The sequence below is a fragment of the Klebsiella sp. OBRC7 genome (assembly GCF_000293135.1).
In the GTDB taxonomy this organism is placed as follows: Bacteria; Pseudomonadota; Gammaproteobacteria; order Enterobacterales; family Enterobacteriaceae; genus Klebsiella; species Klebsiella michiganensis.
Window position 1 is genome coordinate 113,464 of sequence record NZ_ALNJ01000027.1, and the last position, 12,525, is coordinate 125,988.

Consider the following 12,525-nt stretch of genomic DNA (forward strand, 5'->3'; position numbering starts at 1 on the left):
GCATAAGCGTTAGCGGATTGGTTATTTGCCGCCGCCGGCGCTTTTGCTCATAGTAGCGTTCTGTGTTGCTGTGAAAAAAGGCGCTCTGATGTCGTTAAGCCGAAATACGCTTCTTCTTGTACAAACCGGGACTCCGCCGGATGAAATCGTCTCCGACCACGGCGATCTTCCCCTCTGGTTTGGCAATTTGCTGGCGCCGTGGCGCAAAAAAATCAGCGTGGCGCGCGTCTATGCCGGAGAGCCGCTTCCCGCGCCGGATAACGCGACCATCGCGGTGATTACCGGCTCCTGGGATATGGTGACCGAACGCCTGCCGTGGAGTGAAATGACCGCGGCCTGGATCCGCGAGGCGATGGCGATAGAGATGCCGCTGTTTGGCGTCTGCTACGGGCATCAGTTGATGGCGCATGCCCTGGGGGGTGAGGTGGACTACCATCCAGCCGGACGCGAAGCCGGGAGTAAAACCATTTCGCTGTCCGCACACGGCCTGGCGGATCGTCTGCTGGCTGACCACCCGGCGCCGTTCAGCGCGCACCTCACGCATATGCAAACGGTCACCCGATTACCGCCAGGGGCGAAGGTGCTGGCTTCGTCGCAGCACGATCCTCACCAGATTGTACGCTACGGCGCGCATGCCGTTTCTACGCAGTTTCATCCGGAGATCACCCCGGCGATTGCCCGCTCGCTGATCGCATTCCGCCAGGCGGCGCTGCGCAACGAGGGGGTTGACCCTGACAGGCTGAGTCGTGACGTTGTGGAGAGCCCGGTGGCCTCGGCGATTCTGACCCGCTTTGTCGCAGGCTACCTGCAGCCAGACCTGAACCCGGCTTAACCTCAGCGCTGTTTTTCCGCGAGCCAGGCCGCCGTTTCACCGAGGATTTCGTCGGAAAACGTTGAATCCGCGGTCATCCGCGCCAGAATTAACGCGCCGACCATGGCCGACCAGCTGCCAATCGCCGCGCGGCGGCTGGCTTCAGCGTCCCGATCATCCATCGCTTCACTGAGCTGCGCTATCTGCCGCTGCAGCCGCGCGCTCATTTCGTCACGTGCCGGTTCGGACTGGCGGATGGTCTCCGCCGCCAGCGCCGCCAGCGGGCAGCCGCTGGCAAAATTATCCCGATGTTCGGGGGAAAGATAACGCTCGATTTGCGCGACGACGTCGTTTTTCGCCGCGTCGTTCTCTATCTTCAGTTCCGCGAGGGTTTGGGCGATCAGGTCATCCTTCGATTTGAAGTAGCCGTAGAATCCGCCGTGGGTCAGACCGGCTGATTTCATAATATCGGTGACCGTGACCGCGTCAAAACCCCGCTCGCGAAACAACCGCCCGGCGGCGGTCAGGATTGTCTGCTTATTCTCTTCAACCTGTTTTCTGCTCACTCTCATGGCGTCGTCCTGCTGCGAAAATATTTATGATGACCATCATATAACATTATTTACAGCATACCCAGCCCGTGCCATTATACATGATGACCATCATGTATAAATTGAGGAGTACACCTATGAGCAGTGAATCAGCGGTGCTGGTAACCGGCGCATCGACCGGAATTGGCGCAGTCTATGCCGAACGTTTTGCCCGCCGCGGCCACGACCTGGTGCTGGTCGCGCGTAATCACGAGCGCCTGACGGCGTTGGCCGAGCGGCTGCGCGACGAAACCGGCGTTCAGGTCGACATCCTGCAGGCCGACTTAACCCAGGATAGCGACATCGCCGCCGTGGAGCAGCGGCTGCGGGAAGACGCGCGTATTGGGATTCTGGTCAACAATGCCGGCACCTCGATTCCCGGTGATTTCCTTCACCAGAGCAGTGACGATATCACTCGCCTGATTACCCTCAACGTGACCTCTGTGGCTCGCCTGGCGAACGCCATCGCGCCGCGTCTGGCCGAGGCCGGAGAGGGGGCGATAGTCAACATTGCGTCGGTCGTTGGGCTGGGTCCGGAAATGGGGTTGACCGTCTACGGCGCCACGAAAGCCTTTGTGCTGTTTCTCTCGCAGGGGCTCGACGTTGAGCTGAGCGCGAAAGGCGTATATGTTCAGGCGGTACTGCCGGCGGCAACGCGCACCGAGATTTGGCAGCACAGCGGCAAAGACGTGGATACCATTCCCGGCGTCATGGAGGTGGATAAACTGGTGGATGCCGCCCTGGTGGGGTTCGACCGCCGCGAATCGGTGACCATACCGCCGCTGCATGATGAAACGCAGTGGCAGGCGCTGAACGCGACGCGTCAGGCCTTGCTCCCCGGCTTTGCGCAATCTGAACCCGCGGCCCGTTACCTGGCCCGATCGTGAGTTTGTCGCACCGTGTATCGGAAAGGAGAGTCGATACACGGTGCGACAACATCCCGCCATGTCACGCTTGGCGCAGATACCACGCACCGGGAAAAATCGTGACAACGTCACAAGTTGAGGGCGAATAACCAATAAAAAAGCCGATAAGGTGAGTTATCGGCTTTCAAGGTTAATGCGAAAACAAATTTACTGCGCCAGCAGCTCCTGGGCGGTACGTTCTACCAGGCTCAGCAGCACCTTCACGTCCTCTAACGTCACGATCGGGTTCAGCAGCGTCAGCTTCAGGCAGGTGACGCCGTTGTGCTCAGTCACGCCGACGTTAGCGCGACCGGAAGCCAGCAGCGCATCGCCAACCCGCTGGTTGAGCAGGGCGATCGCGGCATCGTCGCTGCCCGCCATCTGCTGCGGACGTGAACGGAACAGCACACTCGCCAGCTGCGGCTGCATGACCAGCTCCAGCGTCGGCTGCGTTGCGACGTAATCCGCCACGTTCAGCGCCATCGTCACGCCGTGGTCGATGATTTCCGCGTACTGCTTCTGGCCCAGCGCTTCCAGACCCATCCATAGCTTCAGCGCGTCGAAGCGGCGGGTGGTCTGCAGCGATTTGGATACCAGGTTCGGTACGCCGTGCTCTTCATCGAACTCGGAGTTCAGATAGGCCGCCTGATAGCGCATCAGCTCATAGTGACGGGCTTCTTTTAACAGAAACGCGCCGCAGCTGATGGTCTGGAAGAACTGCTTGTGGAAATCCAGGGTGATGGAGTCCACTAAGTCAATGCCGTCCAGACGATCGCGATACTTCTCGGACATCAGCAGGGCGCCGCCCCAGGCCGCGTCAACGTGCAGCCAGATCTGGTGCTCAGCCGCGACGGCCGCAATCTCGCGCAGCGGGTCGATTGCCCCGGCGTCGGTGGTGCCGGCGGTGGCGACGATCGCCATAATCTGTTCGCCGTTAGCCTGCGCCTCGGCGATTTTCGCTTTCAGATCCGCCACGTCCATCCGCGCGAATTCGTCGGTTTTCACCAGCGTCACGGAACGGTAGCCGAGGCCCATCAGCGCCATGTTCTTCTGCACCGAGAAGTGGGCGTTTTCTGAACACAGCACTTTGTACTGACGAATATCGCCCGGCAGACCATCCTGCTGGATGGAATGACCCCGGCGGGCAAAGAAGGCATCGCGCGCCAGCATCAGGCCCATCATGTTGCTCTGGGTGCCGCCGCTGGTGAAAACGCCCGCATCGCCGGCACCGTAGCCGACCTGAGCGCGCAGCCATTCAATCAGCTTGATCTCGATGATGGTGGCTGACGGGCTTTGGTCCCAGGAGTCCATGCTCTGGTTGGTGGCGTTAATCAGCACTTCCGCCGCCTGGCTAATCACCAGGCTCGGGCAGTGCAGATGCGCCACGCACTGCGGGTGATGTACCGACAGGCTGTCTTTCAGGAAGTACTCGATCGCACGTTCAATCGCCGCCTGGTTGCCCAGACCCTGTTCGTTGAAATCAAGGGTGATGCGCTCACGCAGTTCGTCAACGCTTTTCCCCTGATACATTTCAGGCTGCTGCAGCCACTGCGCTACCGCCTGGCTGGTCTGGGCGATCGCTTGCTGGTAGGCATCAATACTTTGCGCGGAACCAGCAAGAATCGGATTCAACTTGGACATTGCGGTCACTTACTCCACTCAGACCGGTTTTACGCCGGCGGCCAGCAGGGCCTGTTCAAATTTGTCGAAGAAAATTTCCAGCTCAGCGTTGCTGATCAGCAGGGACGGCAGCAGACGCAGTACGCAGCCGTGGCGGCCGCCGCGCTCGAGGATCAGACCCGCTTCGAAGCATTTCTTCTGCAGCAGCGCGGAGAGTTCGCCATCCGCCGGGTAGCAGCCCATGTGGTCCGGCGCTTCGTTCGGTTTAACGATCTCGATGCCGATCATCAGGCCCAGACCGCGAACGTGGCCGATAACCGGATAGCGTTTCTGCATCTCGGCCAGCTTGCCTTTCAGCCATTCGCCCTGAGCGGCGGTTTTATCCGCAATGTTATTGTCTTTCAAGTGGCGCAGGGTGGTCAGGCCGGTGGCCATCGCCAGCTGGTTGCCGCGGAAGGTGCCGGTATGGTGACCCGGTTCCCAGGCGTCGAACTGCTTTTTGATACCGAGAACGGCCAGCGGCAGACCGCCGCCAACGGCTTTCGACATCACGATAATGTCCGGCTCAATGCCAGCGTGTTCAAAGGCGAAGAATTTACCGGTACGGGCAAAGCCAGCCTGAACTTCATCGATGATCAGCAGAATACCGTGTTCCTGAGTCACTTTACGGATGCGCTGCAGCCACTCGACCGGAGCCGGGTTGACGCCGCCTTCACCCTGAACGGCTTCAAGAATCACCGCCGCCGGTTTACGCACGCCGCTTTCGACGTCATTGATCAGGTTTTCGAAGTAGTAGGTCAGCGCTTTCACGCCGGCTTCACCGCCGATACCCAGCGGGCAGCGATACTGGTGCGGGTAAGGCATAAACTGCACTTCCGGCATCATGCCGTTAACCGCCGCTTTTGGTGACAGGTTGCCGGTGACCGACAGCGCGCCGTGGGTCATCCCGTGGTAGCCGCCGGAGAAGCTGATCACAGAAGAACGGCCGGTGTATTTTTTCGCCAGCTTCAGCGCCGCTTCCACGGCGTCAGCGCCGGACGGACCGGTAAACTGCAGGCAGTATTCTTTGCCTTCGCCCGGCAGCAGGGAGAGCAGGTATTCAGAAAAGCGATCTTTTAACGGAGTGGTCAGATCGAGAGTATGTAACGGCAAGCCGCTGGTAATGACACTTTGGATGCTCTGCAGCACATCAGGATGGTTGTGGCCGAGTGCCAGAGTACCTGCGCCGGCAAGGCAGTCCAGATACTGTTTATTATCCGCATCGGTCAGCCAGACGCCTTCCGCTTTGGTAATCGCAAGGGGCAGCTTGCGCGGGTAGCTCCTGACATTCGATTCGAATTCAGCCTGACGGGCCAAAAAGGTATCGTTGTTTGCATCTAATAAATCTGCGCCTAAAGTATCAATACGGACTTTATCCGTCATCATATCACTCCCACAACCAGCGTTACGGTTGAGCGCTGGTTGAATAAATTGGTGTAAGAAATTGAATCGCCATGCATTAAAGCGGGCACAATATATGGCTTTTTAGATACGCATTCAACGTTTTATTGATTAAGGTATATTTACGTTATTTTTACACAGGTAAAAACCAACGTAACCATTTGATTTAAATCAGATGTTTTAAAGGATAAAAGACCTTTAAAATTGTAATTATTAGTGAGGAAGTTTCTCGTTTTTTAATACTGCCGCGCAGGCATTGCTGGCGAAAAGTTTCCGCCAGCAATGGCATGACTCAATGCAGCTCAACCGCATAATTTGTTAAAGGTGTGACTTTTTTCACCAACTTATTGTTATATAAAAACTGTTCATAAGCTTCATACCGTGGTTTATCCAGCGCCGCCGGATCGCTGGCAAACAGAGGAAGGGTTTTCAGCCATGCCTGCTTGTTCAGTTCGGTGTTGAGCTCGGGATGCGCGGCGGCAAACGCCTGCCAGGTCTCCTGCGGGTGAGCGCGCAGGTAAGCGACGCCTTTTTGCAGCGCCTTGAGGAAGGCCCTGATTTTCGCCGCGTGGACTTCATCCCGGTTGGCGACAATCACCAGCTCGTCGTAGGCCGGTACGCCGTAATCCTCAACGTTCATCACCTGCGGAACTTTCCCCTGCAGCTTCAGCTCCAGCGCTTCGATATTACGATAGCCGCCAATGACCGCGTCGACCTGTCCGGCCAGCAGGGCGCTGGTCAGCTGGAAGTTCACGTTGATGAGCTTGATGCTTTTGGGATCGATTTTCGCATGCTGCGCCATGGTGGCCAGCGTCGCCTGTTCGATACCGCTCACCGAATACCCCACTTTTTTGCCCTGCAGATCGGCGGGAGATTTTATGTTTTTATCCAGCGCGATCACCGTATTCAGCGGCGAATTAATCAGCGTGCCGACGCGGACCAGCGGCAGCCCTTCATCAGCAAAAAAATGCACCTGCGGCTGGTAGGTAATCGCCAGGTCCGCCTGGCGGGCGGCGACCAGCCGCGGCGGCAGCGCCGGGTCGGACGGCGGCACAATGTTGACGTCCAGCCCTGCGTCTTTAAAGGCGCCAATCTGTTCGGCCACCAGGATCGGCGCATGGTCGGGATTGATATACCAGTCCAGCACCAGGGTGAGTTTCTCGTTGGCCAGCGCCTGACCGCTGAACAGCGCGGCAAGCGTCATACCGGCATAAACACATTTATGCATGGTTAGTCCTTATATTTAAGAGCGTTATTCCGGCGTCCAGTTAATCAGCCGGTGTAAGAAAGCATCCACCGCCAGCCAGAGCAGGACGGTCAGTAGCACCAGAATAAACAGGGCCGCAAAGCAGATATCGGTTTGCAGACGGGCGTTGGCGTTAAGCATCACGTAGCCCAATCCTTCGGCTGAACCGACCCATTCGCCGATGATCGCCCCGATGGGGGCGACGGCTGCCGCCATCCGCAGGCCGGAACCGAGGGCCGGAAGGGCGGCCATCAGGCGAACGTGGCGCAGCTGTGCGCCAAAAGAGGCCCCCATCGTGCGCGCCAGATCGAGATAGTCGTGGTTAACCCGGCGCAGACCGTCAAAAAACGCCGAGGTGACGGGAAAGAAAATCACCAGCACCGCCATCATGACCTTAGCGCTCATGCCGAAACCGAACCACAGCACCAGCAGCGGGGCAAGGGCGAAAACCGGGATCGCCTGACTGGTCAGCACCAGCGGCATCAGCCAGCGCTGAAGGCGGGGCGAGACAATCATGCTCAGCGCCAGGATCACGCCGAGCAGAACGCCGAGCGCGAGGCCGCTGAGGATCTCGCTCAATGTGATCAGCGTGTGTTCGCCGAGGTACGCGCGGTTGACCCACAGAGCGCTTGCCACCGCCGAGGGGGAAGGCAGCAGGAAAGCGGGAATGCCACTGCGGGTCGCCAGCCACCAGAGCAGCAGCAGGCCGCAGAACACCACGGCGGCGCGAAACAGTTTTGCGCTCATCCGTTAGCCCTTATGAGCTGTTGCAGTAGCTCCGCCTGGCTGGCCAACAGCGCCGGGTCATCCGGCGCGCGCGGCGGCATGCCGGAGAGGTGATGCCCGTCGTCAATCCCGCCGGGAGCGGGGGAAAGGACCAGCAGACGGTGGCTCAGGCGGCAGGCTTCCATCGGGTCGTGGGTGATCAGCACGACGGTGCGGTTTACCAGCAGCCCGGCGGCCAGGGTCTGAATGCGCGTGCGGGTAATCGTGTCGAGCGCGGAAAAGGGCTCGTCCATCAGCACGATGGGCCGGTCTTCGTAGAGCGTACGCGCCAGCGCCGCACGCTGGCGCATGCCGCCTGAGAGGGCGGCAGGGCGGTCGCCGGCGCAGTGTTCAAGGCCAACCTGCTGTAACAGCGCGGCAACCCGCCGATGGTCCACGCGTTCCCCGCGCAGACGCGCGCCAAGCGAGACGTTGTCGCGCACGCTTAACCACGGATACAGCAGATCTTTTTGCCCCATCCACGCCAGCCGTTTGTCTATTGGCTGCCCGTCGCTGGCGCGAACCTCACCAGCGGTGGCTTTTGCCAGCCCGGCGATAGTACGCAGCAGGCTGGTCTTTCCGGCACCGCTGGCCCCCAGCAGCGATATCCACTGGCCGCCGGGGATAGTGAACGTCAGATTGTCAAAGATCTGACGCGAGCCAAAGCGCAGGCCCAGGCCGCGCACCTCAATTCCGGGAGCCGTCACGCCTGGCACTCCGCGACGGCGTTGAGGCCCATCTGCCAGAAGTTAGCCTCCAGACGCGTGGCGGTGGTGAAAATAGCGCTGAGTTCAGCGAAACGCGCCTCGCCGCCGCGCTGCCGCCAGAGGGTTTCCAGCAGGCCGATGGCGTTATTGACGCCGTTCAGGTAGCCCTTATCGCCGTAGTTGCGGATCCACGAGGCGTAAGTATTGTCAGCTAAGTGGGTCGCCGGATCGTGCAGCAGGCTGAGGCCGATTTCCGCGTAGCCGGCCACGCAGGGCATCAAGGCCGCCAGCAGATCCAGCGCGTCGCCGGAGTGGCCGATGTCCAGTACGTAGCGGGTGTAGTTGACGGTTTCCACGGCTTCCGTTTCGGCGGCCATCGTCGCTTCATCCAGCCCCCATTCCCGGCAGTAGCCAACGTGGAGCGGCAGTTCGTCGAGAATGGCGTTCATCGACGCGGCGGCAGCGCGCATTTCCGCCAGGGTGCGCAGCTTGCTGACCAGCAGGGCGTAGCTGCGGGCGAAGTGGATCAGAAACAGATAGTCCTGCGTCAGATAGCGGCGAAATGCGGGCTCGGGCAGAGTTCCGTCGGCGAGCTGGCGCAGGAAGGGGTGGGCGACGTAGTGCTGCCAGTCGGCGCCGGCCTGCTGACGCAGACGACCATAAATACCCTGGGTAAACGCGGGAAGAATCACAGGACCTCCTGAAAAAAGGGAGATCCGGGCGTGCTGAAAGAAGTGTGAACAGGCAATGGCGCAAAACTGGCGGAAATGCCGACCCGTCCCTTCGCTGGCATGACCCAGATCAGGTTCAAAGGGTTCGGCTTACGCCATCTCAGCCCTCACGGGACACCCCTCGGTTTGGCCCCTGTTATACGACATTCCCTTTTTGATTACAATGCTGTGAATTTTATGGGGAAAGGTGACGTTGTCACGCGTGAGTGTCGCGAGAAAGGACTTTGTGCATCGTGGTAGCCCGGCGGCGGCGGATGCCTTGCCGGGCGCGTATTATCAAAGGATCAGTGAAATTCTACCCAGCTGGCGCCGCTGTCCGCTGAACGTACGCACTTCTCGACCCAGTGCACGCCGAGCGCCCCGGCTCTGGCATCCGGATACCAGAAGTTTTCCAGCAAAGCCGCGTCGCGACGGTCGGTCGCATCCATGGCGATGGCAAAACGGCGATACAGATTCGACCAGGCCTCAAACAGCCCTTCGGGATGGCCGCCGCCGATCCGGTCGTCCTGCAGGGCCAGCGGATCGAGATAGGACATTCCGCGTTCGAGGATGCGCACCGGCTCGCCCTGAATTTCGTAGCGCAGCTGGTTCGGCTGTTCATCCCACCACTCCAGGCTGGCTTTCTCCCCGACGATGCGGACTTTCTGTCCGTGCATTGAGCCGCTGTTGACCGCCGAGCACCACATCGACCCTACGGCGCCGTTGTCGTACTCCATCAGCACATGCGCGTTATCCTCCAGCGGCGCGCGGCTTTTGACAAAGCTCTGGCGGGAGCACATCAGGCGAGTGATATTAAGCTTCGGCGCCATGGTCTCCGCCAGGAACAGCGGGTGGGTGGCCAGATCGCCCAGCACGTAGCTGGGACCGACAAATTTCGGGTCCACCCGCCAGCGGGTGCTGGGGTTATCCTGCTCTACCGGCTGGTTATGGAAACCGTGGGCGAACTGCATATTGATGATGCGGATCTCGCCCAGCAGCCCTTGTTCAATCATCTGCCGCGCCTGCAGAATCAGCTGATGCCCGGCGTAGCCGTAGGTGACGCCGATGATTTTGCGCTGTTTTTCGCTCAGGGCCACCAGCGCATCGGCCTCTTCGCCGGTAAAACAGAGCGGTTTTTCGCAGACCACATGCAGTCCGGCCTCCAGCGCCGCGCGGCAAATGGCGTAGTGGGTGTTGTTTGGCGTGGCGATGGAGACCGCTTCAATGCCGTCTTCCCGCGCCGCCTCTTCGCGAAACAACGTTTGGTAGTCGGGGTAACAGCGCCCGGCCTCCACGCCCAGCTGCTGGCCAAACTCGTGCCCGCGCCGGGGGTCAATATCAAAGGCTCCGGCCAGCAGGGTAAACGATCCGTCACGCAGCGCCGCAGAGCGGTGAATATAGCCAATCTGGCTGCTTCCGCCGCCGCCCACCATGCCCCAGCGCAAGGAGCGGCCAACAGGTTTCATACCGTTAATCATGTGTTTTCTCCCGATTAAAAACCAACCGAGCGCAGGTAGCGCAGGCTTTCCGTGACCGCCTGCAGGCTGCCCTCGACGTTGCGCGGATCGCGCTCTTGCTCAATGGTGATCCAGCCCTGATAGCCCCGCTTGTCGAGAAAGGCGCGCACCGCCGGATAATCAATGGCGCCGCTGCCGAGCGGGCACATCACCCCCTCCGCGCAGGCGGAGAAGAAGTCGATGCCGCGGGAAATCACGCTCCTGAACACCTGCGGGTCGACATCTTTAAAGTGCAGGTAGTCAAGGCGGTCAAAATGGCGATCCAGCCAGCTGATGGGGTCCATACCCGAATAGAAGAGATGGCCGGTGTCGAGACATAAACCGGCTACGTCATGGGGGATTTGCGCCGCCAGCAGATCGATTTCATCGGCAAACTCAATGCAGCCGCCGGCGTGAGGATGGATAACCGGGCGAACGCCGTACTCCTGCCACGCCAGTCGACTGATGGTCACAATGTGGTCGACCATCCGCTGCCAGTCGGCGGGTGACAGGCGGGGAGCCAGCTCGCCGCGCCCGGCATATTTCGCCCGCTGCGGATTGCCGAAATCAATAATGACCAGATAAGGCGGCTGGAAGGGGTTGCCCGGCGTCTTTTCCGCCGACGGCACCTGCGACAGGTTGCGGCAGAGGTTATGCGTCAGTTCGACAATATTCGCGAAGTTCTCTTCGCTGACCAGATCGTCGAAGATCGTTCCGGCAACCAGCGACAGCCCCTGTTTATTCAGCGCTGCGCTGAGTTCATCGGCCCGGGTCGGCAGATAGCTCCACGGGCCCAGTTCAATGCTTTTATAACCGGCGGTCGCCGCTTCTTCCAGTACCTTGGACCACGGCGGCAGATAAGGGTTTTTGGGATCATCGACGCCCCAGCTGCACGGCGCGTTGGCAATATGTATGGTCATGATGGCTTCCTTTTCAGATGAGGAGAAAACATGACCAGTATTGAATGAAAATTTCATATCCAACAATGATGAAATTTAAATTCTTTGATGGGATTCAAGGTTTATTTTGATATCATAAATGATGGTTTTTTATCAAACGAAGCGCTGAAGCGGGGCGCGGCGACTTTACCCGCGCCTGCGGCAATCAGAGGTTTTCCTTAGTGAGGAGGTCAAACGGCTGCAGAGCGTTGATAAACGCCGCCTGCGGCTGGCTGGCGGCGTGGACAAACGCGTTGATGGTGGCGGCGGCAAATTCGTCAAGCCGATGGGTAAGCATGAGATCGATAGTGCCGTCAATTAGCGCCAGCTCGCCGCTCTCCACCGGGCCATGACAAATCAGGGTGACCTGATGCTGGCGCTGGCGCGCGCGCAGGGCGGCGACAATACCTTCCACGCCGCCGCAGGGCGCGTAAATGGCTTTCAGATCGGGGTACTGTTGCAGCATCTCTTCCGTAACGTGGCGCGCGATATCGGCGCGTTCGTGGCTGCGCACCGGTTCAAGCACCCGATCGCCTTTGCCCTGTTCACGCAGGTAGGAGCGGAAACTTATCTCGCAGCTTTCCTGACAAATAAACCGGTTATCGCCGACGATAATGCCAATTTCCCCGTCGTCGCGGCACAGCCTGTCCACCGCCCAACCGGCGGTGCGGCCCGCTTTCTGGTTATCCAGCCCGATATAGCCGTTACGCTGCGGGATGCTCATATCGGAGAGCAGGGTGAAGACACTGACGCCTTTCTCGATGGCCTGCACGACCGCATGGCGGATAAGCGGATTATCCAGCGCGACAATACCGATAACGTCGACCGTATCGCTCAGGCGGGCGATCGCGGCGGCCATATCGTCGATGGCGCTAATATCATAATGCAGAAAAGCGGGGGCCTGCGCCGGGCTATGCCACGGTAACGCCGCCTGCTCAAGCGCCTGCGCCAGCTGATGGTAAAACGAGTGTGACTGCTGTAGCAGAATGAAGCCCATTCTGAGGGCAACCGCCGGCCGATCCGCCGCCAGCCGATAGCGGGATTGCTCCAGCGCGAAGCCTAAGCGCCGCGCGGATTCCAGCACTTTACGTTCGGTGCTCTCTTTCACGGGTGTGCGTTTATTGAGCACCCTGTCCACCGTCGCAATACCGACTCTGGCCTCTTTGGCGATATCCGCCATGGTGACTTTTTTTGCTGACATGATTCTCTTCCTTTGAGGGTACTGATAAAAAACTATCATTATAGTGACAGGCAAACAGCGAAGCGGGTCAGACTTAAGGAAAATCATTTCGCCGCA

General features: G+C 59.4%; 12 protein-coding genes and 1 riboswitch. Of the genes, 2 read left to right on the forward strand and 10 right to left on the reverse strand.

Annotated features, from left to right (window positions below):
• The first annotated feature begins 88 nt into the window (after window positions 1-88).
• On the forward strand, window positions 89-832 hold the full coding sequence (locus tag HMPREF1144_RS06500) for a glutamine amidotransferase (protein ID WP_004850813.1): 744 nt from the start codon (window positions 89-91) through the stop codon (window positions 830-832).
• 2 nt (window positions 833-834) lie between these two features.
• On the opposite strand, the gene HMPREF1144_RS06505 is transcribed toward HMPREF1144_RS06500, so the two are convergent.
• Window positions 835-1,383, reverse strand: a complete 549-nt coding sequence (locus HMPREF1144_RS06505; RefSeq protein ID WP_004850815.1) for a TetR/AcrR family transcriptional regulator — start codon at window positions 1,381-1,383, stop codon at window positions 835-837.
• Between the two features lie 116 nt (window positions 1,384-1,499).
• Between HMPREF1144_RS06505 and HMPREF1144_RS06510 the strand changes: the two genes are divergently transcribed.
• Entirely contained in the window at window positions 1,500-2,288 is a 789-nt protein-coding gene (locus tag HMPREF1144_RS06510; RefSeq protein ID WP_009652234.1) for an SDR family NAD(P)-dependent oxidoreductase, read from the forward strand.
• A 186-nt stretch (window positions 2,289-2,474) separates the two neighbouring features.
• On the opposite strand, the gene HMPREF1144_RS06515 is transcribed toward HMPREF1144_RS06510, so the two are convergent.
• The 9 genes from HMPREF1144_RS06515 to HMPREF1144_RS06555 all read right to left on the reverse strand — a co-directional run bounded on the left by HMPREF1144_RS06515 (window position 2,475) and on the right by HMPREF1144_RS06555 (window position 12,429).
• Window positions 2,475-3,956, reverse strand: a complete 1,482-nt coding sequence (locus tag HMPREF1144_RS06515) for a pyridoxal phosphate-dependent decarboxylase family protein (RefSeq protein ID WP_161505563.1) — start codon at window positions 3,954-3,956, stop codon at window positions 2,475-2,477.
• 9 nt (window positions 3,957-3,965) lie between these two features.
• On the reverse strand, window positions 3,966-5,351 hold the full coding sequence (locus HMPREF1144_RS06520; protein ID WP_009652210.1) for a diaminobutyrate--2-oxoglutarate transaminase: 1,386 nt from the start codon (window positions 5,349-5,351) through the stop codon (window positions 3,966-3,968).
• A gap of 307 nt (window positions 5,352-5,658) precedes the next feature.
• A complete protein-coding gene (locus HMPREF1144_RS06525; RefSeq protein ID WP_009652215.1) occupies window positions 5,659-6,594 on the reverse strand; it encodes an ABC transporter substrate-binding protein in 936 nt (311 codons plus the stop codon).
• Window positions 6,595-6,618: 24 nt separating this feature from the next.
• Window positions 6,619-7,359 (reverse strand): ABC transporter permease, encoded by a 741-nt coding sequence (locus HMPREF1144_RS06530; protein WP_009652193.1) that lies wholly within the window; start codon window positions 7,357-7,359, stop codon window positions 6,619-6,621.
• Complete coding sequence (locus HMPREF1144_RS06535) at window positions 7,356-8,084, reverse strand: ABC transporter ATP-binding protein (protein WP_042927142.1); 729 nt, start codon at window positions 8,082-8,084, stop codon at window positions 7,356-7,358. Before HMPREF1144_RS06535 ends, HMPREF1144_RS06530 begins: the two co-directional genes overlap by 4 nt.
• Window positions 8,081-8,776, reverse strand: coding sequence for a TenA family protein (locus HMPREF1144_RS06540; RefSeq protein ID WP_009652165.1), 696 nt, complete (start codon window positions 8,774-8,776; stop codon window positions 8,081-8,083). The genes HMPREF1144_RS06535 and HMPREF1144_RS06540 overlap by 4 nt, the downstream gene beginning before the upstream one ends.
• 69 nt (window positions 8,777-8,845) lie before the next feature.
• A riboswitch (TPP riboswitch) is annotated at window positions 8,846-8,947 on the reverse strand.
• Window positions 8,948-9,099: 152 nt separating this feature from the next.
• Window positions 9,100-10,272, reverse strand: coding sequence for a Gfo/Idh/MocA family protein (locus HMPREF1144_RS06545; RefSeq protein ID WP_009652171.1), 1,173 nt, complete (start codon window positions 10,270-10,272; stop codon window positions 9,100-9,102).
• A 14-nt stretch (window positions 10,273-10,286) separates the two neighbouring features.
• Window positions 10,287-11,210, reverse strand: coding sequence for a sugar phosphate isomerase/epimerase family protein (locus HMPREF1144_RS06550; RefSeq protein WP_009652232.1), 924 nt, complete (start codon window positions 11,208-11,210; stop codon window positions 10,287-10,289).
• A gap of 184 nt (window positions 11,211-11,394) precedes the next feature.
• A complete protein-coding gene (locus HMPREF1144_RS06555; protein WP_009652119.1) occupies window positions 11,395-12,429 on the reverse strand; it encodes a LacI family DNA-binding transcriptional regulator in 1,035 nt (344 codons plus the stop codon).
• Between the last annotated feature and the right edge of the window lie 96 nt (window positions 12,430-12,525).